Origin of the sequence: Citrobacter sp. ABFQG, assembly GCF_004322975.1 — a bacterium.
GTDB lineage: Bacteria > Pseudomonadota > Gammaproteobacteria > Enterobacterales > Enterobacteriaceae > Citrobacter > Citrobacter freundii.
Map to the genome: position 1 here is coordinate 4,171,968 of NZ_CP036435.1, position 24,141 is coordinate 4,196,108.

The window sequence follows — 24,141 nt, forward strand, 5'->3', positions numbered from 1 at the left end:
TTCCCTCAGGAAGGAAATGCGAGTGATTTCACCGTCACCGGCACAACCGATCCGCCAAAAAGAGGCGTACCAATGTCGATATAGTCCCCCGCCCGGACAACCACCTCATCGATGACCGCCAGCGGGTGTTGCTGTAACTGTGGGCGTAACAGCATGCCCAGGGCTTTACCAAAATCCTGCTCGGCTACCACCAGCAGGGGATGCGGATTCGGATAGCGCGCGACAAAGGCCAGCAACGCATCAATCACCGTTAACAGCGCGGCGTAGCGCACCGGCAGAGAAGCGGGCAGCGCCAACACGTAGGCGTCCGTTTGCGGGTCCAGATCGAGCTGCATTAGTGCCTGTTGCCAGGCGGCCACCAGATCAGCCTCATCAACCGGAATCGCCACCGGCAGATTGCGCAGCGGAAGCGCCACACCTTCCAGCCAGATAGTGCTGCCCGAAAGCGACAGCGTATGCGCACCGGCGCCAATCACTGTGGCGCGCACGGTTTGCGCCGGGAACTGCACGTTCATCTCACGCAGGCGCGGATGTTCATGCAGCGCCGTCGCTAACAGCGGCCCAATGTCGGAAAAACAGAACGGATCGGCAGGTTGGTTGCGGTAGCACTCGCCCACCCCGCCGGACAACGTAATCACTTCCGGCTTCACGCCCGCCGGTAACAGAGCGGTTTGCATCAGCGCCTGTGCCAGCGGTGAAAGCGTGCCGTCAATCACCTCCACAATCAGCGCCGCCATCCGTCGGGCCACCTGAACAAGCTGCGCCGCATTGAGGGTTCGGGCATCAGTGCCTGGACCAAATACGTCATCCACAATCATTTGTCCCGGCTGATGCGCATGCACCACGCGCCCCTGACCGTCCGTTTCCAGTAACCGTCCGCCGACATTCAGACAGGCCGATCCGCTGACTTTTCCGGCATCGAACAGAACGTAGTTCGACGTACCGCCGCCGATGTCGATATTCAGTACGCGGCACAACTTCTGCTCGGAAAGGGTTTGCGCCCCCGCACCGTGACCGGCAATCACCGATTCCAGATGCGGACCGGCGCTGGCAACCACGAAATCCCCCAGCGACTGGGAGAGCGCCATCACCGCCGGGCGCGCGTTGCGCGTTTTGGCACTTTCCCCGGTAATGATGATCGCGCCGGAATCGACGGTCTCTGGCGCAATCCCCGCCGCCTGATACTGGGCGAGGATCAGTGCTTTCAGTTCGGCCTCTTTCAACCCGCCCTGCTTATCAACGGGGGTAAAGAACACCGGGCTTTGCCAGCTAATTTCGCGTTTGATGAATTCGTAGCGCGGCACCTGCGACACTGCCGCACGGTTAACCAGCTCAAGGCGCGAGAAGATCACCTGAGTGGTGGTGGTGCCGATATCGATACCGACGCTGAGTAGCTGGCGAGTATTCACGATTGCGCCTCCGGATTGGTTTCTGCTGGTGCCGGAACATCTTCGTCTTTCGGTACTAACAGCATAGCCACGCCAATCGCCGTCACGCCGCCGATCAGCTTGCCGACAATCATCGGGAAGATCATGGCGTTCATGTTGGCAGCGGCGAAACCTAAGTGGTCACCCAGAGCGAAGGCCGCGGAAACCGCAAAGGCGCAGTTGATCACTTTGCCGCGGGTATCCATGTTTTTCATCATGCCGAACATTGGGATGTTGTTGGCAAGCGTTGCCACCATACCCGCAGCCGCAATGTTATTGACTTTTAACAGGTTGCCGACGCTCATCAGCGGTTTTTCAAACCAGCGGGTCAGCAGCAGCACCATCGGGTAGGCACCCAGCAGCACACAGGAGATAGAACCGATAACTTCGATGGCGCGCATCACTTCACCCGGCTTGTCGCCTGGCGCCATGAAAATAGGATCAAGACCTGGGATCAGCTCCCAGCCGAGCAGGAACTTGATGACTGCCGCAGCCAGACCGAGGGTGATCAGCGCTACCAGGAACTTGGCGAAGATCTGGAAGCCGTTGATCATTTTTTCCGGGATGAATTTCAGTCCCAGCGCCACCAGCACGGCTACGATCAGCACCGGGATCATGTTCATCAGGATCAACGCAAAGGTGAACTCCACCGGCTGACCGTTGATTTCCACGCCGGAGTACATCGCGACCAGACCACCCGCAATACAGCCAATCGGAATGGTGACAATACCGGCCAGCACGCCCAGCGCCAGATAACGACGGTCAGACGGTTCAATAATTCCCAGCGCAACCGGAATGGAGAACACCAGCGTCGGTCCCATCATCGCGCCGAGAATCAGCCCAGAGTACAACCACGCCGCCACGTCGCCGCCCGCCAGTTCTTTCGCCAGGAAGAAGCCGCCCATATCGCACGCCAGCAGCGTTCCGGCAAACATCGACGGGTTCGCGCCCAGCATTTCGTACAGCGGAATAATTACCGGCCCGAGCACATGCGCCAGTACCGGTGCCAGCGCGGTCATACCGACCATCGCCAGGCCCAGCGCGCCCATTGCCATAAAGCCTTCTTCAAACTGACCGCCCGATCCCTCAATGCTCTTACCGAACTTACCGAGGAAGCGCGCCGAACCGCCGAACTGCGACAGGATCCTGTCCACGGCGGCAATCAGCATAAAGAACATCATGATGTACATGATGATTTCGTTAATTCCCATAGCCCCTACTCCCTGTCATTTGTGATTTGTAGGCCGGATAAGACGTTTACGTCGCCTCCGGCATTAACGCCGTGTTATTGCCGGATGGCGGTGCAAGCACCTTATCCGGCCTACAGGCATTACCCGGCAGCCGCGTACAGGTCGATAATCTGTTCCTGCGTGGCGGTGCGTGGGTTACTGCGAATACAAATATCCTCCAGCGCGGCGTGTGCCCATGCGCTGTAATGCTCGGGTTTTGCTCCAACGTCTGAGAGCCGTTTGGTCTGGCCCACTTCGCTAATCAACTCGCTGACCGCGTTGATAGCATCACGATCGTCCGATTTCTTGTTGGTTAACGCGCGTCCGATATGGCTGAAACGCTCACGACACACCATGCGGTTGAACCCCATTACCGTAGGAAGCAGCATGGCGTTAGCCTGTCCGTGTGGGATATGCAACGTCGCTCCCGGCTGGTGCGCCATCGCATGGCACAGGCCCAGCCCTGCGCTGGAAAACGCCATCCCGGCCATACAGGAAGCCAGCAGCATGCTTTCGCGCGCCGCCAGATCCTGACCGTAGCCGACGGCCTTCGGCAGCGATTTACCTATCATCGCAATCGCGCCAATCGCCAGACTGTCGGTAAACGGCGTCGCGTTCAGCGCGCTATACGCTTCAACGGCGTGCGTCAGTGCATCAATCCCGGTCATTGCCGTTACATGTGCAGGCACGCCTTCCGTCAATGCAGCGTCCAGGATCGCCACATCCGGCATCAGGGTTGCGTGGGCCAGCACTTTTTTGAGTCCAGTCGCGGCGTCGATTATCACCGTGACGTTGGTGGTTTCTGAGCCCGTTCCGGCGGTAGTCGGTACGGCAATCAGCGGCAGACGTGGGCGTAACGCGCTGCGCTCGTCCATGCCTGCCAGCGTCTGAGTGGGGTTGGTCACCAGCAACGCCACTGCCTTGGCGGCATCCAGTACGGAGCCACCACCAAAGGCCACAACGCCATCGCACTTCGATTCACGCAATTGCGCGACCGCCGCGCAGACGTCTGTAATGCACGGTTCGCCCACCGGACATGGCCACAGCGTCATCGCCACGCCTTTCATCGCCAGACTGCGCTCCAGTGCGGCGGTCATCCCCGCCTGATGCAGGAAGCTGTCCACCATGACGAACATATGCGTCAATCCGCGCGTTTGTGCTTCCTGTCCGCAGGTACTGAGCGCTCCCAGCCCACAAAGGGTGACCGGTGGAACGCTAAACGTTTTTACGCGTTGCAGATTCAGGGTATCGAATGCCTGAAAGAGCGCGGTCTGCAATTCAGCTTGCATAGATTCCTTCCGCTTTTTCTTTTCCGCTGTTGGCAATCGCCAGCGGGGTCATAAACAGGCTGTGCTGGGGTAAATGCACCTGCAGTTCCGGGAAACGCTTACGGAACAGCTCATCAACGCCCGGCTGCATGCAGGAACCACCGGCCAGCCATAAATCGGTAACGCCCTGACCCGCAATATGATGAGCCACGATTTCCGCCATTTTTTCGTAGACAGGCTTCACCACCGGCCAGATTTCTTTGCCGTTGCTACGCTTGTACTGCTCGGCTTCTTCTAACTGGATACGACGGTTCCCGGCCAGCGTCAGAGAGATATGATGCCCACCGGTTGCTTCATCAGCGGAGTAGGTCACCTTGCCTTGTTTAACGATCGCAATCCCGGTAGTGCCACCACCAATATCCACCACGCCGGCGTTATCGAGCTGCAACAGATCCGCCACCGCTGTCGGTTCGTCGAGCACATGGCTCACTTCAAGCCCGGCAGACTCCAGCACGTTAATAGAGATGCGAGGGTCAGTTCCCGGTGGAAATGAGGTTGCCGCATGGGTAAAGCGGCAACCCAACTGTTGTTCGAGCGTATCGAGATGGCGACGAACGATGGTCACCGCACCAAAGAAATCCCAGACGATTCCATCGCGCACGACATCGGCCCAGTCCAGGCAAACCGCGACCGGCTGTCCGTCACTGTCCACAACCATCGACACCACATCACACGTTCCCAAATCAATGCCCAACCACAGCGGTGAATCGCTCTTAGTGGGCGTCTGGTTACATAGCGTTGCCGCTTTTAGCTGTCTGGGTGTCAACCAACGTTGTTCGTCGTGCGCCATCTCATTTACTCCTTATACAATTCTGAAGGCGTCTACCAACACACAGCGACGCAGACGCACAAACGTACGCGCACTGGTCACCCCTTCCCCGGTTGGTGTGGTAATGGTCATCGTGGTCCAGCCTTCACCGCCCAGTCCAAGACCGGCAATGCACGGTCCGTTCTTAACGAAGATGCTGGTATCAATGGCGTTTGCCATACGGTTCATGTTGTCGATATTGCGCGAGTGCATCGCCGCCGTATGGTGGCAACCGCCTTCAAGCTTGACCGCCAGTTCAATGGCTTCATCGACGTTAGCGACCCGCACGACTGGTAGAACCGGCATCATCAGTTCGGTGACGGCAAACGGATGCGTCGCGGAGGTTTCGACGAATAACAGACGGGTTTGCTCCGGTACGTTCAGACCAATCGCCGCAGCGATTTTGCCTGCGTCACGACCTACCCAGTCACGACTGACCGTGCCTTTACCGCGCTCATCGATATTTTTCAGCAGCACCGGCTGCAGCTGTTCGGCCTGGGCCGTGGTGAGTTTCACCGCATGCTGGCTTTCCATCAGACGCATCAGTTCATCAGCGACGCTATCGACCACGATCAGCACTTTTTCGTCAGCGCAGATGATGTTGTTGTCAAACGATGCGCCTTTGACTACCGACTGCGCCGCGCGTGCCAGGTCAGCCGTTTCATCAACCACCACCGGCGGATTACCTGCGCCAGCGGCAATCAAACGTTTGTTGGTGTGCTTACGCGCGGCATCTACTACGGCTTCACCACCGGTCACCACCAGCAGGCCGATACCAGGGTACTTGAACAGACGTTGGGCAGTCTCGATATCTGGGTTGGCAACCGTCACCAACAGGTTTGCCGGACCGCCTGCGGCAACTACCGCCTGGTTAAGCAGAGTGATAGCGCGCTGAGAGACTTTTTTCGCCGCCGGATGCGGTGCGAAAACCACGCTGTTACCAGCGGCAATCAGGCTGATGGCGTTGTTAATAACGGTCGCGGCCGGGTTGGTGGATGGAGTTACCGAGGCCACCACGCCCCACGGCGCGTTTTCAATCAGCGTCAGACCGTTATCGCCGGTCAGAACCTGTGGAGACAGGCATTCCACACCCGGCGTGCCGCGCGCCTGCGCCACGTTTTTGGCAAATTTATCTTCGACGCGTCCCATGCCGGTTTCAGTGACGGCAAGTTCCGCTAATTCTCTGGCGTGCTTTTCGCCCGCCTCACGTAGCGCCGTGATAGCCAGTTGGCGCATGGCGACGCTTTTCAGCCCCTGCTGGGCCAGTTTTGCTGCCGCCACTGCGTCATCCAGGGAGGCAAAAACGCCCATTTCTTGAACGGCACTGACGGGTTGGCTGCTGTCTTTCATTTTCAGCAGTACCGCTTTCACGACCTGTTCAATATCCTGTTGATTCATGATTTTCTGCCTTATTTATGGAAGATCACCTGACCACCTGCCACCACTTCATCGACAATGCCAATCACGCACAGATCGACAGGCGATGATTCATTCCGGTGCGCCTGACGGGCGGAGCTTCCGCTGACCAGCAGCACCCACTCTCCGGTTCCCGCCCCGATGCTGTCGATAGCAACAGCACATTGCCCGTCGGGATTTCCCTGGGCGTCAATCATTTCCACCATCAGCAACTTGTCGTGCGCGAGCCCCTGATGGCGTACGGTACAAACAATTTGTCCTGTAACGATTGCCAGTTTCATACGCGCCTCCGTGGCATATTTCAGGTAAAACCTCCCCCTACCCTCCGCAGAAGGTAATGTGAAAAGGAGAGAGGGTGACGCCAGCAATGAAGTCTGTGGCGTCACATGGACGACTTACATGTCGTTGCTGTCGCCTTTAAAGCTGATCGGGAACACTTCTTCCAGATCGCCGTGCGGACGCGGGATCACGTGCACTGAAACCAGCTCGCCAATACGCTGTGCTGCCGCAGCACCTGCGTCCGTTGCAGCTTTACATGCCGCTACGTCGCCACGGACCATGGCAGTGACCAGACCGCCACCGATCTGCTTCACGCCAACCAGTTTCACGCGTGCCGCTTTAACCATTGCGTCAGAAGCCTCAATCAGTGCAACCAGGCCCCGGGTTTCAATCATTCCTAATGCTTCCATTGTGTTTTCCTCTCATTAAGGGGTCCTGAACGGGACCTTATACAACCATTGTGTGCGAGGCGTTTTCACGACTCATGTCAGTCTGGCGCGGCACTGCTGCCACCAACGCCAGTTCGATAATTTCCTGTACGCTACAGCCACGAGAGAGATCATGAAGCGGTGCGGCAAGCCCCTGAATCAATGGCCCTACTGCGCGATACCCTCCCAGACGCTGAGCGATTTTGTAGCCAATATTGCCTGCCTCCAGCGATGGGAAGACCATCACATTGGCATTGCCCTTTAACGGACTGGCGGGCGCTTTTTGCGCAGCGACATCCGGAACAAAGGCGGCATCAAATTGCAGTTCACCGTCCACTGTAAGCTGCGGGGCACGCTCACGAACGATCTCGGTCGCCTGCTGCACGTTAGCGACGTTAGGATGGCGAGCACTGCCATTACTTGAAAACGACAGCATGGCCACGCGCGGCTCTTCACCTGTGATCGCCTTCCAGGTTTCAGCGCTGGCGATGGCGATATCCGCCAGCTGTGCAGCAGTGGGCTGCGGCACAACGCTACAGTCTGCAAATCCTAATGACGGCCCGAGATACTGCGGCAGCATCAGGAAAATTGACGACAGCGTTTTGCAACCAGGCTGTAATCCAATAATGCGCAATCCTGCACGCAGCACGTTTGCCGTTGATGACAAGTTGCCCGCAATACACACATCGGCTTTACCGGCACTGACCATCGCGGCGGCAAACATCAGCGGATCGTTGAGCTTCTCCCGCGCATCCGGCGGCGTTTTTTCACCCGCACGCGCCAGCCAGCGCAGGGCAAACTCTTCACGCATCTGTACATTGCTTTGTGGATCAATAACCTGAATACCATCCATGGCTACGCGATGACTGAGCGCAAACTGGCGTAGCGCAAACGGGCTGGCGACGAGAATGGGGCGTGCCAGACCGTGCTGATGCAGGTAATTCGCCGCCTTCAGCACCCGGACATCCAGCGCATCCGGGAACACTACTCGTGCAGGTGAGCGTTGGGCGAGTTGACGAGCACGTTCAATGATCATTGCTTCTCCCCCAGTCTCTGTTGAATTTGACTAACCGTCAGCGGATGCTTTGCAACACTCAGAATCATCATCACGTAGACCGTACTGGAAAGGCGGTTGAGCGCCTGCATAATGTCCGGTCGTATAACCTCAAAACTGCGAGTGATGAATACCTGGGCCGCCACCGTCTCCGTTTCACGGACTTTGGTACGCAGCAGATTAAGTAACGCGCAATCACGTCCATGGCTGGCTTCAGGCACCAGATGGTCGTGGTCCAGATAGCGCAGCGGTTGATGCGAAAGACGGTGTAAATCTTCGTCACTTAAACCCACGACAGCTTGTGCTGCCAGCGGCTCATCCATGGCGTCTGCGCGCATAATATTGCCCAGGCGCGAGCGGATATCCGCCAGCCACGGCTGCCATGGTTCTGCCATCTCAATCTGCAACCACACGGCCAGGGCGATGGTGCTGTCCAGCGCGGCGCGAAATCCCAGCCGAGGGTCACTTTTGGCGACCATCTTGTCCGCCGTCAGATGCGTCAGGGTGTCCGGTTTCTTCGCCACCGGTTGATGGCACAGTTCGCAGCTGGCCTGTGGATGCGTATCACTGCTGGTTAATCCATGAACCGGCTGCGGCTGCTGTTCTTCGTCATCAATAAACAGGCTGCCCTGCTCGTCAATAAACTTAATGCGCAGATGTCGGCTTTCCAGTAATTCCCGGGCAGACGGCGTCAGGCGAGCGTCAGCGGGGAGATGAATTTCAGCCCCTTCGCTGAGCGTATGATTCGCTCTGAGCCATGCTTCGGTAATGAAATCCTTCATACATCCGCCTTAGCAGGACTGCCAGTTCGCAGGCCAGGCCACATACAGAAACTTCACCGTCGATGGCGTACCAAATTCGATGCTGGAGCCTTTCGGGATAAACATCACGTCCCCGGCTTTTGCAATCATGGTTTCGCCTTCGTGGCGAACGTGCAGCTCGCCTTCCAGAATCATGTCGATTTCGTCGTAGTTCAGCGTCCATGGGAAAAAGGCGTTATCCCACTGCATAAACCCGGCGGCCATGCTGCTACCGTCCTGGTCGGTCACCAGATCGGTTAAGCCCACGCAGTGCGGCTGCGCGCCGTCAAAACGACCAAACTTCACGCTGCTGCCGTCGATGACTTTCACACCGCCTTTGCCGGTCACCGAGTTAAAGCTCGGCTGCATTCCGCCCTGCTCCAGCGACTGCTTTTCCTTCATGACTTTGTCCATCAGCTGCGCGACCAGGCTTTCGGTAAACTGCCCTTCCGGTAACTGCGCAATGATGGTTTCACGAATGCGCTGGCTTTCCGTTTTGCCATCAATCACCGCAGCCGGAGCAGCAGCGACGGCGCCTGGCGCGGATTCATCGCATTCACTGATGGTAACGCCCAGCAGCTCCGCCACTTCGCGCGCCTCCGGGGTGATGATGCTGGCGCGCAGAACAACCGACATTTCCTGTTCGCCGCGTGCGTGGGCCGCACGAATATCGTTAGCTGTGATGAGTTTTTTCACCTGCCCTTTCCTCCTTTTGGCTGAGCTCAGTCAGATAATCCACCAGGTGCTGCACACTGCGCGGGTCATGGCTATTGAGCTCAAAAATCGGCTCCTGAAACCCCATCCCGCGAAGTAGTTGTCGCGTTGCGGCGACGTCGGCATCCGGCATGTCCGTTTTACTGATAACGGCGATTTGTCGTTTACTGGCACCGATATCCAACAGCCCGGCAGGTAAGCGACTTTCTTTATCATTTGCCGCGTGTATATAAATCAACGTATCAACATCCTGCAGCGTGGTAATTAAGGCGTGATACCAGCGCGGATGGCTAAAATATTCCCCTGGCGTATCGATATCGCCATTTTCATTAAACTCCACGGCCTGTGTTTTTCTGGCGAGGGAATAATTCCCCTGTAGCGCATTAAAGAGCGTTGTTTTCCCCGCCCCCACCGTACCGACAAACGCAATACGTTTCATCGCCGCCTCTGATTAACTTTTTGTCAGGTTGCACAAAGTGAAATTTAATAATCGACCCAGACCGCTTACCGTCTGTAATAACGCTTCTTCTACTGCGCCTACCGAGCCGTAGATCACCAGTGCGCCGCTGAATCTATCGAGAAAACCGATATGTACATCCGCCGCCTTCATGGCTAAGTCACCGGCAATCATCGCGGTTTCGCCTGGCGTCAGCGTCATGATGCCGATAGCGCCCGCTTCGGGAACGCCGATCTTTTTCGCTAATTCCTCGCCGGGGTGCGCAATGAGATGCGCCAGCGTGACCTGTTTCCCCGGCACAAATTCCTGAATAATGCGTTCTTTTTCCATTGCTCACCGCCTCCGCTAAAACTGCCCTCATCGTGGCAATTTTTTGTCAGAGTAAATAACAAAATTCGGCAACCAGGTTTAAAAGGTGAAGTAGATCACTAAGAAAGGGAAAATAAAAAGGCGCGAGAGAAACCCGCGCCGGAAATTAATTAAAGTGAAATTACAGCGGCTGCGTTTGGGCTTCTACAACCGCCAGCGCCACCATATTAACGATACGACGAACAGAGGCGATCGGCGTTAATACATGAACAGGTTTCGCAACCCCCATCAGCACCGGGCCAACCGTTACGCCTTCAGAACTGGAAACGCGTAGTAAGTTGTAACTAATACGGGCCGCTTCCATATTCGGCATCACCAGAATATTCGCTGAGCCTTTCAGCGGACTGTCCGGCATGCGGTCATTACGGATACTTTCCACCAGCGCGGCGTCGCCGTGCATTTCGCCGTCAATCATCAACTCTGGCGCGCGCGCCTTAATCAGCTCCAGCGCTTCGCGCATTTTGCTGGCCGACGGGCAGTCAGAGGAACCAAAGTTGGAGTGCGACAGCAACGCCACCTTCGGTTCAATACCAAAGCGACGCACAGTCTCTGCCGCCATCACGGCGATTTCCGCCAGTTGCTCAGGTGTAGGATCGTCGTTGACGTAAGTATCGGCGATAAAAGTGTTACCGCTTGGCAGCAGCAAGGCGTTCATCGCCCCGGCAGTATGCACGCCGTCACGATGACCAAACACCTCTTTCACCACGCTGAAGTGCTCATGGTAGTCGCCAATCGTACCGCAGATCATCGCATCCGCTTCGCCACGCTGCACCATGATTGCACCGATCACCGTAGTGTTGGCAATCACCGCACGCTGCGCCTGCTCCTGGGTGATCCCACGGCGCTTCATAATCTGATAATACTCACTCCAGTACTCTTTAAAGCGCGGATCGGATTCGTTGTTGACGATCTCAAAATCGACGCCCGCTTTGATCTGCAGCCCCAGTTTCTGGATACGCATTTCAATAACGCTCGGACGACCGATCAGGATCGGCTTCGCCAGACCTAAAGTGATCAATTCTTGGGTAGCATGCAGTACGCGCGCTTCTTCCCCTTCCGTCAGCACCACACGCTTCGGCGCTTTGCGTGCCAGGGAGAAAATTGGCTTCATGAACAGGTTGGTTTTGTAGACGAATTCAGTCAGCTTATCGATGTAAGCGTCAAAGTCGGCAATCGGACGCGTTGCCACACCAGAGTCCATCGCTGCTTTCGCCACAGCAGGGGCGATTTTGACGATCAGACGCGGGTCGAACGGTTTCGGAATGATGTATTCCGGGCCGAAGCTCAGGTCCTGATCGCCATAAGCAGAGGCCACCACTTCACTCTGCTCGGCATGCGCCAGCTCAGCAATGGCGTGCACCGCCGCCAGTTTCATCTCTTCGTTGATGGCCGTTGCACCGACATCCAGCGCACCGCGGAAGATGAACGGGAAGCACAGGACATTGTTAACCTGGTTCGGGTAGTCTGAACGACCAGTACAAATGATTGCGTCGGAACGCACCTCTTTTGCCAACGGCGGCAGGATTTCCGGTTCCGGGTTAGCGAGTGCCAGAATCATTGGCGCACGCGCCATCTTCTTAACCATTTCCTGCGTCAGCACTTTCGGACCGGAGCAACCGAGGAAAATATCTGCGCCGTCAATGACATCATCCAGCGTACGCTTACCGTCATCCACCACCGCATAAGCCGCTTTGGTTTCCGCCATGTTCGGTTCGCGGTCTTTGTAAATCACGCCTTTGGAGTCACAGACCACAATATTGTGTTTCTGCATACCCAGCGCTACCAGCAGGTTCATACAGGCAATCGCCGCCGCGCCTGCGCCAGACACCACCATGCGCACGTCGGAGATATTTTTCTCAACCACCCGCAGACCGTTCAGAATTGCGGCAGTACTGATGATTGCTGTACCGTGCTGGTCATCGTGGAAGACCGGAATATTCATGCGTTCGCGCAGCTTTTGCTCAATGTAGAAGCACTCCGGCGCTTTGATATCTTCGAGGTTGATACCGCCAAACGTGGGTTCCAGGGCCGCAACCACATTGATAAATTTATCCGGATCGAGTTCATCGACTTCAATGTCGAACACGTCGATCCCGGCGAATTTCTTAAACAGAACGCCTTTACCTTCCATCACCGGTTTGCCGGCCAGTGCGCCAATGTTGCCAAGACCCAGCACCGCCGTACCGTTAGAGATAACCGCAACCAGGTTGCCACGCGCGGTGTATTTGTAGGCTGCCAGCGGGTCCTTTTCAATTTCAAGACACGGTGCAGCCACGCCCGGCGAGTAGGCCAGCGCCAGGTCGCGCTGCGTTGCCAGAGGCTTGGTCGGAGAAACCTGGATTTTACCGGGTACTGGAAATTCGTGGAAATCGAGGGCGCTTTGTTTTAACTGGTCATCCATCTTGTTGTTCCTTTCACGTATCTATCAAAAAAGTGGCGCGGGTAACCATTCTACTGAGCCGCACATTATCACCTCAGTCAACTGCACAAACTTTGAAGGTCCCCAAACTCTCACCATTCAAAGAAAGAATTTGTTATCAATTTATAACAGCCATGTTACCTGCTTAATCCAGCAATACCATGCTTGTCTGCTATGCTTTTTGCTGACAACGCCCGCAATTTTCCCAAAAGTGTGAATCACAACACGCATCTAACACTTTACTTTTCAAGGAGTATTTCCTATGACCCGTAAAGAGCTTGCCAATGCCATTCGTGCGCTGAGTATGGATGCCGTCCAAAAAGCTAACTCCGGCCACCCAGGAGCACCAATGGGGATGGCCGATATCGCCGAAGTGCTGTGGAACGATTTTCTACGCCATAACCCGACAGATCCCACCTGGTACGATCGTGACCGGTTTATTCTGTCCAACGGCCACGCCTCAATGCTGCTTTACAGCCTATTGCATCTTTCCGGTTACGACCTGCCGATCGAAGAATTAAAGAACTTCCGTCAGCTCCATTCGAAGACGCCAGGTCACCCGGAAATTGGCTACACGCCGGGCGTGGAAACCACCACCGGACCGCTGGGCCAGGGTTTGGCCAACGCCGTCGGCATGGCCATTGCCGAGCGCACGCTGGCAGCGCAGTTTAACCAGCCGGACCATGAGATTGTTAACCACTTTACCTGGGTCTTTATGGGCGACGGCTGTCTGATGGAGGGTATTTCACACGAGGCTTGTTCGCTGGCGGGCACGCTGGGGCTTGGCAAACTCATCGGCTTCTACGATCACAACGGCATCTCAATTGATGGCGAAACCGACGGCTGGTTTACCGACGATACTGCAAAACGCTTTGAGGCTTACCACTGGCATGTAGTGCACGACATTGACGGTCATGACCCTGAGGCGGTGAAAAAAGCCATTCAGGAGGCGCAGGCTGTTACCGATAAACCGTCGCTGATTATCTGCCGCACGGTGATTGGTTTTGGCTCACCGAATAAAGCCGGGAAAGAGGAAGCGCATGGCGCTGCGCTGGGCGAAGAAGAGGTGGCGCTGACCCGGCAGAAACTGGGGTGGCATCATCCTGCTTTTGAAATCCCCAAAGAGATTTACCGGGCCTGGGACGCACACGAGAAAGGCGAAAAAGCGCAACAGGGCTGGAAGGAAAAATTCGCAGCTTACGAACAAGCCTACCCAGAACTGGCGGCAGAGTTTACTCGCCGGATGAGCGGCGGACTGCCTAAGGAGTGGGAAGCAACAACCCAGAAATATATTACCGACCTGCAAGCCAACCCAGCCAAAATAGCCACCCGTAAAGCTTCGCAAAATACCCTGAACGCCTATGGGCCGATACTGCCAGAACTGCTCGGCGGCTCGGCGGATCTGGCACCCAGCAACCTGACCATCTGGAAAGGCTCCTCCTCTCTTAAAGAGGATCATGCAGGAAACTACATCCACTACGGCGTGCGGGAATTTGGCATGACCGCCATTGCCAATGGTATCGCGCACCACGGGGGCTTCGTACCTTACACTGCCACGTTCCTGATGTTTGTTGAATATGCTCGTAATGCCGCGCGCATGGCGGCGCTGATGAAAGCCCGACAAATCATGGTTTATACCCACGACTCGATTGGCCTGGGGGAAGATGGTCCCACGCACCAGGCCGTCGAACAACTCGCCAGCCTACGCCTGACACCTAATTTCAGTACCTGGCGACCGTGCGATCAGGTTGAGGCGGCAGTAGGCTGGAAGCTGGCGGTCGAACGCCATGACGGGCCAACGGCGCTGATCCTCTCGCGGCAGAATCTGGCGCAGGTTGAGCGCACACCTGAGCAGGTGCAGCAAATTGCCCGCGGCGGCTATGTGCTGAAGGACGGCGGCGGTAAGCCGGATGTTATCCTGATTGCTACCGGTTCAGAAATGGAAATCACACTGCTGGCGGCGGAAAAACTGACCGGCGAAGGCCGTAACGTACGGGTAGTTTCTCTGCCCTCAACCGATATCTTCGACGCCCAGGATGAGGCATACCGGGAGTCGGTCCTGCCGGCAAACGTCAGCGCGCGCGTGGCGGTAGAAGCCGGTATTGCCGACTACTGGTACAAGTATGTTGGGCTGAAAGGGGCGATTGTTGGGATGACGGGCTATGGGGAGTCGGCTCCGGCAGACAAACTGTTCCCGTTCTTCGGCTTTACGGTAGATAACATCGTCGACAAAGCACACAAGGTGCTTAACGTGTGATCCACAGTGTGGGCCAGGCATCTGGCCCATGCCAGTTATCACAACTTGGCTCCTGGGCATAGCGCACCAGGCGAAAACGCTGACCATCGTAGCGCCAGCGGGTCTGGATACCGCAATCTGCCAACCCTCGTCCTTTAGCGAGGGTAACCAGCTCCCGCGACTTTTCGTCAAACGTAGCGTTGGTCAGCTCCATATCGCGACTTTCCGCATCCGTTTTAAAAGGCAGGCTTAACCGTACCGCGCGTGAAGTCAGCGGGGTTGTACGTGAAACCACCCACGCCAGATCGATAGTGTTATACGCTCCGGCCTCACAGCCAATCATCAGCAGCGCTTTATCATCCGTTAGGGCCGTGACGCGCATCTCGCGACGCAGCGGATCGATAGAGCAACGAATACCGTTGATTCGCCAGTTACCATAGTCCAGCAGTTCACTGCGCTCTTGCTGTGTGAGAGGCGTTGGTGTTGGGTTAATGACCGCTACGCCTTTCAGCGCGGGGGCAGGAGGTACACTGAGCGGAGGCTCGTCACCTTTTTCGATCCATGCGGTTTCGCTGCCAACCCGTTTTTGCTGGGCATCGATAAACAACAATGCGGCTTTTAGCCCGACCAGCGAAAGATTTTGCGCACCTTTTTGCAGGGTAATCGCCTTCGCGTCCTGTACGGTTTGTAAAAATGCGCTAATGGTGGCGGGATCATCGGTCATCAGTTGCCATGGGGTAACACGCCAGTGCTCGCCGTTCAGCGAGAGCGGCACACCATCCAACAACAGACGCGGCGCAATATCGCTCTCTTTGACGTTGGACGATTCCAGCCCGCCCAGCTCAATACGCAACACGGCGTCAGTATGTGCCCCGGCGCTGCGGCTCAAGGTCATGACCAGGCCGTGGTGCTCTCCGGTATTGCGCGCCACGCAAAAATTTTGGTTATTACACGTCACCTGCCAGTCAGAAAACGCCTGTTGCGCGGACGCAGCCCAGAGCAATCGGGCTGGTAGCAACCCGAGCAGGAAAAGGAGAATAACGCGATAGCGCATGGACGGTACAACCCCGAAGTCAAAACACACAGCCTAAGCGGTATCTTCCTTGCGCGACTGATGTGGCTCAATAAGAATTGTCGGATTGGCCGTAAATTTGTAAAGAAATATAAATCCCGCGCATTAGTCCATGAGATGGGACGACTGCAAATAGTTCAACAATAGCACCGTTTTACCGTCACGGATCTCACCCGTTTTGATCATTTCCAGCGCCTGGGTGAACGGCAGTTCCAGAACTTCAATATCTTCATCTTCCACACCGCCACCCGCGTTTGCTCGCTGGCTGTCACTGTATTGTGCAATGAAGAAGTGGATTATTTCCGTCACGCCGCCCGGCGACATGTATAACTCAAACAGTTTGCGCACTTCGCCTACTTCAAAGCCGGTCTCTTCAATGGCCTCTTTGCGAATGCACGCTTCCGGTTCATCGTTATCCAACAGCCCGGCGCAGGTTTCAATCAGTTGACCATCTTCATTACCGTTGACCCAGGTGGCGACGCGGAACTGGCGAATTAAGACCACCGTTTTCTTCTCCGGGTTATACAGCAGGATTGTGGCACCGTTACCGCGATCGTAAACCTCGCGTTTATGACGAATCACCTCCCCAGTGCTACGGGTCAGGTCATAAGTGATATTGCGCAGGATGAAGTAGTTATCGGAGAGGACTTTATCTTTGATGAGGGTAATTTTTTGCGACATACCGGCTCCACAGCAAGAAGTGAGAAATAATACTACGCCGTGAAACCGGGTTTGTCTTGGAACAATGTAGGCCTGATAAGCAAAGCGCCATCAGGCATTCATGCGGCACATTGCCGGATGGCAACGCTAACGCGTTTTATCCGGCCTGGACGCCGATTAGTGAGATTTGACTGATTTTACGCCCAGCCAGTCGACGATCCCCTGGGCGGCGTGCCGCCCTTCCGCCATGGCCGTCACCACCAGGTCCGCACCGCGTACCGCGTCGCCACCGGCAAAGATTTTCGGGTTACTGGTTTGGTAACGGTATGCGCTTTCAACATCGGCGGCAATGCGCCCCCAGTTATCGACCTTAACGCCATGCGACTCCAGCCACGGCATGCCGTGTGGGTGAAAACCAAACGCCATGATCACCGCATCTGCGGGCATCACAAACTCACTCCCGGCGATGGGAACCGGGCGACGACGCCCCTGCGCATCAGGTTCGCCAAGTTGGGTACGTAAGAAACGCACGCCGCTGACTCGCCCATCGGCATGCAACACCAGCTCAACCGGCTGGACGTTAAACTCGAAGTTTGCCCCCTCTTCCCGGGCGTTCTTCACCTCTTTTTTCGAACCCGGCATGTTGGCTTCATCACGACGATAGGCGCAGGTTACCTGGCTTGCACCGTGGCGCAGCGCGGTACGTACACAGTCCATGGCCGTATCGCCTCCGCCCAGAACCACCACGTTCAGTCCGGCGGTATCGATAAACGGCTCTTCAGGCAACTCATCCAGCCCCATCACCTGCTTGGTGTTGGCAATCAGGAACGGTAGCGCGTCATACACGCCTGGCGCGTCTTCATTTGGCAGGTCCGCCTTCATGGAACGATAGGTTCCCACCCCCACGAACACGGCATCGTAATCCTCCAGCAACTTTTCAAGTGCGACGTCCTTACCCACTTCACAGTTAAGTTCGAAATGAATCCCCATAGCGCTGAAGATTTCACGGCGACGCGTCAGCAGCGATTTGTCCAGTTTGAAGGCCGGAATACCGAACGTCAGCAAACCGCCAATTTCAGGATGGCGATCGTAAACGGTGGCACTGATACCGCTACGCGCCAGCACATCTGCGCAGGCCAGACCCGCCGGACCCGCGCCGATAATGGCAACACGCTTGTCCACTTTCTGCACATGGCTTAAGTCCGGTCGCCACCCTTTACTCAGCGCCCGATCGGAGATGTAACGCTCAATATTACCGATGGTGACTGCGCCATGCTCACTACGCACCGTGCATGCCCCTTCGCAGAGTCGATCCTGCGGGCATACACGCCCGGTCACCTCCGGCAAGCAGTTGGTTTGATGTGAAAGCTCAACCGCGGCATCGATGTTTCCGGCTTTGACCAGCTCAATCCACTGCGGAATGTGGTTATGCAACGGACAGGTCCATTCGCAAATACTGTGGTCGCCGCATTTCAGGCAGCGAGAGGCTTCCCGCTCCGCCTGCGCCGTACGAAACGGCAGATAGATCTCTTCAAAGCTGGTTTTCCGGGCATCAATCGCCAGTTTATCCGGTTCACCACGCGCAGGCGTCGCCTGCATTTGCTCACGTTTGGTGATGACATGTGGAACAAAATCGGTAGTGCTGGCGTGCCATGGCTGGCTTTCCAGACTTGCGGTACGCAGCCTGCGCGCTTTTGACAGACCGGTAAGCGAATTTTCCGTCACCAACTGTAACGCCTGCGCCGGGCAGTTCTCTACGCAGGCGGGCCCCTGTTCACGCCCCTGGCACAGATCGCATTTGTGCGCGGTGGCTTTCACCTTCCCTTTGGCGACGGGAGTGAGTACGATCTGCATCGTGCCGAAAGGACAGGCAACGACGCACGATTTACAGCCAATGCACTTTTGCGGGTTCACCTGAACGCTGTCGTTATCATGGCTAATTGCCCCATTTGGGCAACTTCTGGCGCAGGGTGCATCTTCGCAGTGGTGACAGGTCACCGCGCTGCGCTGCTGCTGATGTTTAATGACGGTAATTCGGGGCTGAAAATGCCGTTGGCTCAGGACATGCTGTTCGCCATTGTGAGCCATGACGCAAGCGACCTCACAGGCATGGCATCCCAGGCACTGCTGGCTATTGACCATAATAAAACGATTCATGGCTTCCTTCTTTTTTGGTTGCAAAAACCTTATTCTTTATAAGAGTGTTATTAACCGACACGGAAGGAAGCGGCAATGTTCATTTGCCCAGGAAGCACAACTATTTATGCAGAACCTGTGGCAGATCAATTTATTTCATCGCATATGAAATTGTGTTTCAGTTACCATCCAGTTTCATGGCGTTTTATTAACCTTTATCAAATACACCGCATCGTTCACGCTGTTTTCAGGCGCGACGTGTATTGTGTGAGGATGCACAAGTGACGGTAAAGCGTCCGGTCTCGGCCAGTCTGGCTAAAGCTTTTTTCTACATAGTGCTGCTGTCAATTCTCTCAACAGGTATTGCGCTGCTCACGCTGACCAGCAGCTTGCGAGATGCCGAAGCCATCAACGTTGCTGGCTCATTGCGCATGCAAAGCTACCGTCTGGGTTACGATCTGCAAAGCCAGAGCCCGCAGCTTAACGCCCACCGCCAGCTTTTCCAGCAGGCGCTAAACGCACCGGCATTACAGAATCTGAATGCGTGGTATGTGCCACAAGCGGTAAAAAGCCGCTATGGACGTCTGCATGCTAACTGGCTGGAAATGAATGCCCGCCTGATCGACGGCGATTTAAAATGGTACCAGGCCAATATCAACAACTACGTCGATCAAATCGATCTCTTCGTGCTGGCGTTGCAACATTATGCCGAGCGTAAAGTCATGCTGGTATTTGGCATCTCGCTGGCGGGCGGGATCGGCATATTCACCCTCGTCTTCTTTACCCTGCGGCGCATTCGCCAGCAGGTGGTGCGTCCGCTGAATAAACTGGTGATGGCCAGTCAGCAAATTGAACACGGTCAGTTTAATATCCCACCGCTGGATACCGGTTTGCCCAATGAACTGGGGTTGCTGGGCAAAACGTTTAGCCAGATGTCGAGTGAATTACACAAGCTGTATCGCTCGCTGGAAGCGTCTGTTGCCGAGAAAACTCACGATCTCCATGAAGCCAATCGCCGTCTGGAGGTGTTGTATCAGTGCTCCCAGGCGTTAAATACCAGCCAGATTGACGTGCACTGCTTCCGCCATATTTTACAGATCGTCCGCGAACATGACGCCGCGTATTTCCTTGAGCTCACCGTCGGTGATAACTGGCGGATTAGCGAAGGGACTAAAAGCCTGGAGCTGCCGATGCAGATCCTGCCGGTCACTATGCAGGAAACCGTCTACGGCGAACTGCACTGGCAAAGTCCAAACGTCAATGCTTCTATTCCACTGCTTAACAGCGTTTCCTCAATGCTGGGACGCGGGTTGTACTTCAACCAGGCACAAAAACATTTTCAGCAACTGTTGTTAATGGAGGAGCGAGCGACGATTGCACGCGAACTGCACGACTCACTGGCACAGGTGCTCTCTTATTTACGCATTCAGTTGACGCTGCTGAAGCGGTCAATTCCGGAAGATAACGCCCCAGCGCAAAGCATCATGGCGGATTTCTCCCAGGCGCTGAACGATGCCTACCGCCAGCTACGCGAACTGCTCACCACCTTCCGTCTGACCTTACAACAGGCAGACTTACCCTCCGCCCTGCATGAAATGCTGGAAACTCTGCAAAATCAAACCTCAGCTAAACTCACACTCGACTGTCGGTTACCCACGCTGGCGTTGGATGCGCAAATGCAAGTGCACCTGTTGCAGATCATCCGCGAAGCGGTGCTGAACGCCATTAAGCATGCCAGTGCGAGCGAAATTGCCGTCAGTTGCGTAACGGCTCCGGACGGCAACCACACGGTTTATATCCGCGATAACGGCATCGGCATTGGCGAGCCGCATGAGCCTACAGGGCACTATGGACTAAATATTATGCGTGAGCGGGCGGAAAGACTAAGCGGCACGTTGACCTTCTCTCAACCTTCCGGAGGAGGAACGTTGGTAAGCATCAGTTTCCGCTCGGCTGAATCAGACAGTTATCTAACGTAAAGAACCGCAAAGCGCCGTCGGGTCTGGATCCTGGCCTGACGGCGTTGGCACGAAAGGTATGCTGTAAACGGGCATGATAATTTACATTATCTTCTTTTTTTCTCCACGTTTGACCCGTACCTTGCCGCTAAAGTGAAGCAAGCCATACCCATAACGATACGCAGAAACACGAGGTCCTCTTTTAATGGCGAATTTTTTCATCGATCGCCCCATTTTTGCCTGGGTGTTAGCTATCCTGTTGTGCCTGACAGGAGCCCTGGCTATTTTTTCACTGCCCGTTGAGCAATATCCCGATCTGGCGCCGCCAAATGTACGGGTCACCGCCAACTATCCTGGCGCCTCGGCTCAGACTCTGGAAAACACCGTCACCCAGGTGATCGAGCAGAACATGACCGGTCTCGATAACCTGATGTACATGTCGTCACAGAGCAGCGGGACAGGTCAGGCATCAGTTACGCTGAGCTTTGTCGCCGGAACCGATCCTGATGAGGCCGTCCAGCAGGTGCAAAACCAGCTGCAATCGGCAATGCGTAAACTACCGCAGGCGGTACAGGATCAGGGGGTCACGGTGCGTAAGACCGGGGACACCAATATTCTGACAATCGCCTTTGTCTCCACCGATGGCTCAATGGATAAGCAGGACATCGCCGACTATGTCGCCAGTAACATTCAGGATCCGCTCAGCCGTATTAACGGCGTGGGGGATATTGACGCTTACGGCTCACAGTACTCCATGCGAATCTGGCTTGACCCGGCCAAACTGAACAGTTTCCAGATGACCGCTAAAGATGTGACCGACGCTATCGAGTCACAGAATGCGCAGATTGCGGTCGGACAACTTGGCGGTACGCCTTCGGTGGACAAGCAGGCGCTGAACGCGACGATCAACGCCCAGTCGCTACTGCAGACTCCGGATGAATTCCGCGCCATTACTCTACGTGTCAACCAGGATGGCTCAGAAGTTAAACTGGGCGATGTGGCTACGGTCGAAATGGGTGCTGAAAAGTATGATTACCTCAGCCGCTTTAATGGAAATCCTGCCTCCGGTCTGGGCGTGAAGCTGGCTTCAGGCGCCAATGAAATGGCGACGGCGGAACTGGTGCTCAACCGCCTTGACGAACTGTCACAGTATTTTCCACATGGGCTGGAATATAAGGTGGCATATGAAACCACCTCCTTTGTCAAAGCCTCAATCATCGACGTGGTAAAAACCCTGCTGGAAGCGATCGCGCTGGTATTCCTCGTGATGTACCTGTTCCTGCAAAACTTCCGCGCCACGCTGATTCCCACCATCGCCGTTCCCGTCGTCCTGATGGGTACCTTCTCCGTGCTTTACGCCTTTGGCTATAGCGTTAACACCTTGACGATGTTTGCGATGGTGCTGGCGATCGGCCTGCTGGTCGATGACGCCATAGTGGTAGTGGAAAACGTCGAGCGTATTATGAGTGAGGAAGGGCTCACACCGCGGGAAGCGACGCGGAAATCGATGGGGCAAATCCAGGGCGCGCTGGTTGGTATTGCCATGGTGCTGTCGGCGGTGTTTATCCCGATGGCCTTCTTCGGCGGCACTACCGGGGCTATTTACCGCCAGTTCTCGATTACTATCGTCTCCGCAATGGTGCTGTCTGTTCTGGTGGCGATGATCCTCACTCCTGCTCTGTGCGCCACCCTGCTCAAACCGCTGCATAAGGGCGAGCATCACGGACAAACCGGTTTCTTCGGCTGGTTTAACCGAATGTTTAATCGCAACGCCGAGCGCTACGAAAAAGGCGTTGCCAGGATCCTGCACCGCAGCCTGCGCTGGATACTGATCTACGGCCTGCTGCTCGGCGGAATGGTTTTCCTGTTCCTGCGCCTGCCAACCTCCTTCCTGCCGCTGGAAGACCGCGGCATGTTTACCACCTCGGTACAGCTGCCCAGCGGCTCCACACAGCAACAAACATTGAAAGTGGTTGAGGAAGTAGAGAAGTATTACTTCACCCATGAGAAAGACAACATTATGTCGGTCTTTTCCACGGTCGGTTCAGGCCCTGGCGGGAACGGTCAAAACGTGGCGCGTATGTTTGTCCGTTTAAAAGACTGGGATGAGCGCGACACCACAACCGGAACCTCTTTCGCCATCATTGAACGTGCGACCAAAGCCTTTAATAAGATTAAAGAAGCCCGCGTCTTCGCCAGTAGCCCTCCGGCTATCAGTGGCCTCGGAAGCTCTGCCGGTTTCGATATGGAGCTGCAGGATCACGCTGGAGCGGGACATGACGCGTTAATGGCCGCGCGCGACAAGCTGATTGAGCTGGCCGGGAAGGATTCTTCCCTGACCCGCGTTCGTCATAACGGTCTGGACGACAGCCCGCAGTTGCAAATTGATATCGATCAGCGCAAAGCCCAGGCTCTGGGCGTTTCCATCGACGACATCAACGATACATTGCAAACGGCCTGGGGTTCCAGCTACGTCAATGACTTTATGGACCGCGGTCGCGTGAAGAAGGTTTACGTGCAGGCGGCAGCAAAATATCGCATGCTCCCTGACGACATCAATTTGTGGTACGTCCGTAATAACAACGGTGGCATGGTGCCTTTCTCGGCCTTTGCCACGTCGCGCTGGGAAACCGGTTCACCGCGTTTGGAACGCTACAACGGCTACTCCGCGGTCGAGATTGTCGGAGAAGCCGCGTCCGGCGTCAGTACCGGTACAGCGATGGACATAATGGAATCGCTGGTGCGCCAGTTGCCGACCGGATTCGGCCTCGAATGGACTGCGATGTCTTATCAGGAACGGCTGTCGGGTTCTCAGGCCCCCGCCCTGTACGCCATTTCTCTGCTGGTGGTATTCCTGTGTCTGGCGGCCCTGTATGAAAGCTGGTCAGTTCCCTTCTCCGTCATGCTGGTTGTGCCGCTGGGGGTCATTGGTGCTCTGCTGGCGACCTGGATGCGCGGTCTGGAAAACGACGTGTACTTCCAGGTCGGGTTACTTACCGTTATCGGGCTATCGGCGAAGAACGCAATATTGATTGTTGAATTCGCCAATGAGATGAACGAGAAAGGACACGATCTGCTCGATGCCACGCTCCACGCCTGTCGCCAGCGCTTGCGTCCGATTCTGATGACCTCGCTGGCGTTTATCTTTGGGGTTCTGCCGATGACCATCAGCAGTGGCGCAGGTTCTGGCGGTCAACATGCGGTGGGGACAGGCGTAATGGGCGGGATGATTTCAGCCACTATCCTGGCGATTTACTTCGTGCCCCTGTTCTTTGTGCTGGTACGCAGACGCTTCCCGTTGAAACCGCGCCCGGAATAATCGGGCACAAAAAAGGCGACTTACGTTGAGTC

The 24,141-nt window shown here is 55.7% G+C and carries 19 protein-coding genes; 3 read left to right on the forward strand and 16 right to left on the reverse strand.

The features are described from left to right. Positions 1 to 5 precede the first annotated feature (5 nt). The 13 genes from eutA to maeB form a co-directional block, all read right to left on the reverse strand. A complete protein-coding gene (eutA, locus tag WN16_RS20595; protein WP_003038026.1) occupies positions 6 to 1,409 on the reverse strand; it encodes an ethanolamine ammonia-lyase reactivating factor EutA in 1,404 nt (467 codons plus the stop codon). Continuing rightward, positions 1,406 to 2,638: an ethanolamine utilization protein EutH gene (gene eutH, locus WN16_RS20600; protein ID WP_003038023.1), complete on the reverse strand. Its 1,233-nt coding sequence runs from the start codon at positions 2,636 to 2,638 to the stop codon at positions 1,406 to 1,408. Before eutH ends, eutA begins: the two co-directional genes overlap by 4 nt. 119 nt (positions 2,639 to 2,757) lie before the next feature. Next, a complete protein-coding gene (gene eutG, locus WN16_RS20605; RefSeq protein WP_044701760.1) occupies positions 2,758 to 3,945 on the reverse strand; it encodes an ethanolamine utilization ethanol dehydrogenase EutG in 1,188 nt (395 codons plus the stop codon). After that, positions 3,935 to 4,774 (reverse strand): ethanolamine utilization protein EutJ, encoded by an 840-nt coding sequence (eutJ, locus tag WN16_RS20610; RefSeq protein WP_103790838.1) that lies wholly within the window; start codon positions 4,772 to 4,774, stop codon positions 3,935 to 3,937. The genes eutG and eutJ overlap by 11 nt, the downstream gene beginning before the upstream one ends. A gap of 12 nt (positions 4,775 to 4,786) precedes the next feature. Beyond that, entirely contained in the window at positions 4,787 to 6,190 is a 1,404-nt protein-coding gene (locus WN16_RS20615; RefSeq protein WP_003038014.1) for an aldehyde dehydrogenase family protein, read from the reverse strand. A gap of 11 nt (positions 6,191 to 6,201) precedes the next feature. Further along, positions 6,202 to 6,489, reverse strand: coding sequence for an ethanolamine utilization microcompartment protein EutN (eutN, locus tag WN16_RS20620; RefSeq protein ID WP_003038011.1), 288 nt, complete (start codon positions 6,487 to 6,489; stop codon positions 6,202 to 6,204). 114 nt (positions 6,490 to 6,603) lie between these two features. After that, complete coding sequence (eutM, locus tag WN16_RS20625) at positions 6,604 to 6,897, reverse strand: ethanolamine utilization microcompartment protein EutM (protein WP_003835054.1); 294 nt, start codon at positions 6,895 to 6,897, stop codon at positions 6,604 to 6,606. 37 nt (positions 6,898 to 6,934) lie between these two features. Next, entirely contained in the window at positions 6,935 to 7,951 is a 1,017-nt protein-coding gene (gene pta / locus WN16_RS20630) for a phosphate acetyltransferase (protein WP_044701762.1), read from the reverse strand. Next, positions 7,948 to 8,751, reverse strand: a complete 804-nt coding sequence (gene eutT, locus WN16_RS20635) for an ethanolamine utilization cob(I)yrinic acid a,c-diamide adenosyltransferase EutT (RefSeq protein WP_003838524.1) — start codon at positions 8,749 to 8,751, stop codon at positions 7,948 to 7,950. Before eutT ends, pta begins: the two co-directional genes overlap by 4 nt. A gap of 9 nt (positions 8,752 to 8,760) precedes the next feature. Then, positions 8,761 to 9,465 (reverse strand): ethanolamine utilization acetate kinase EutQ, encoded by a 705-nt coding sequence (eutQ, locus tag WN16_RS20640; RefSeq protein WP_003038001.1) that lies wholly within the window; start codon positions 9,463 to 9,465, stop codon positions 8,761 to 8,763. Beyond that, complete coding sequence (gene eutP / locus WN16_RS20645; protein WP_003037998.1) at positions 9,443 to 9,922, reverse strand: ethanolamine utilization acetate kinase EutP; 480 nt, start codon at positions 9,920 to 9,922, stop codon at positions 9,443 to 9,445. The genes eutQ and eutP overlap by 23 nt, the downstream gene beginning before the upstream one ends. 12 nt (positions 9,923 to 9,934) lie before the next feature. Then, on the reverse strand, positions 9,935 to 10,270 hold the full coding sequence (gene eutS, locus WN16_RS20650) for an ethanolamine utilization microcompartment protein EutS (RefSeq protein WP_003037995.1): 336 nt from the start codon (positions 10,268 to 10,270) through the stop codon (positions 9,935 to 9,937). Between the two features lie 160 nt (positions 10,271 to 10,430). Next, on the reverse strand, positions 10,431 to 12,710 hold the full coding sequence (gene maeB / locus WN16_RS20655; protein ID WP_003838520.1) for an NADP-dependent oxaloacetate-decarboxylating malate dehydrogenase: 2,280 nt from the start codon (positions 12,708 to 12,710) through the stop codon (positions 10,431 to 10,433). A 280-nt stretch (positions 12,711 to 12,990) separates the two neighbouring features. On the opposite strand from maeB, the gene tkt reads away from it, so the two are divergent. Continuing rightward, positions 12,991 to 14,985 carry a transketolase gene (gene tkt, locus WN16_RS20665; RefSeq protein ID WP_044701767.1) on the forward strand — a complete coding sequence of 665 codons (1,995 nt, stop codon included), beginning with the start codon at positions 12,991 to 12,993 and terminating at the stop codon, positions 14,983 to 14,985. Here tkt and WN16_RS20670 read toward each other — a convergent pair. From WN16_RS20670 to aegA, 3 genes are all read right to left on the reverse strand, one after another. Then, complete coding sequence (locus WN16_RS20670) at positions 14,975 to 16,018, reverse strand: DUF1176 domain-containing protein (RefSeq protein ID WP_044701797.1); 1,044 nt, start codon at positions 16,016 to 16,018, stop codon at positions 14,975 to 14,977. The genes tkt and WN16_RS20670 overlap by 11 nt on opposite strands. Positions 16,019 to 16,141: 123 nt before the next feature. Beyond that, entirely contained in the window at positions 16,142 to 16,717 is a 576-nt protein-coding gene (gene nudK / locus WN16_RS20675; RefSeq protein ID WP_003838513.1) for a GDP-mannose pyrophosphatase NudK, read from the reverse strand. A 156-nt stretch (positions 16,718 to 16,873) separates the two neighbouring features. Beyond that, a complete protein-coding gene (gene aegA, locus WN16_RS20680) occupies positions 16,874 to 18,853 on the reverse strand; it encodes a formate-dependent uric acid utilization protein AegA (RefSeq protein ID WP_003847242.1) in 1,980 nt (659 codons plus the stop codon). Between the two features lie 260 nt (positions 18,854 to 19,113). Between aegA and narQ the strand changes: the two genes are divergently transcribed. After that, on the forward strand, positions 19,114 to 20,811 hold the full coding sequence (gene narQ, locus WN16_RS20685) for a nitrate/nitrite two-component system sensor histidine kinase NarQ (protein WP_044701769.1): 1,698 nt from the start codon (positions 19,114 to 19,116) through the stop codon (positions 20,809 to 20,811). A gap of 184 nt (positions 20,812 to 20,995) precedes the next feature. After that, a complete protein-coding gene (acrD, locus tag WN16_RS20690) occupies positions 20,996 to 24,109 on the forward strand; it encodes a multidrug efflux RND transporter permease AcrD (protein WP_044701770.1) in 3,114 nt (1,037 codons plus the stop codon). Positions 24,110 to 24,141: the final 32 nt, after the last annotated feature.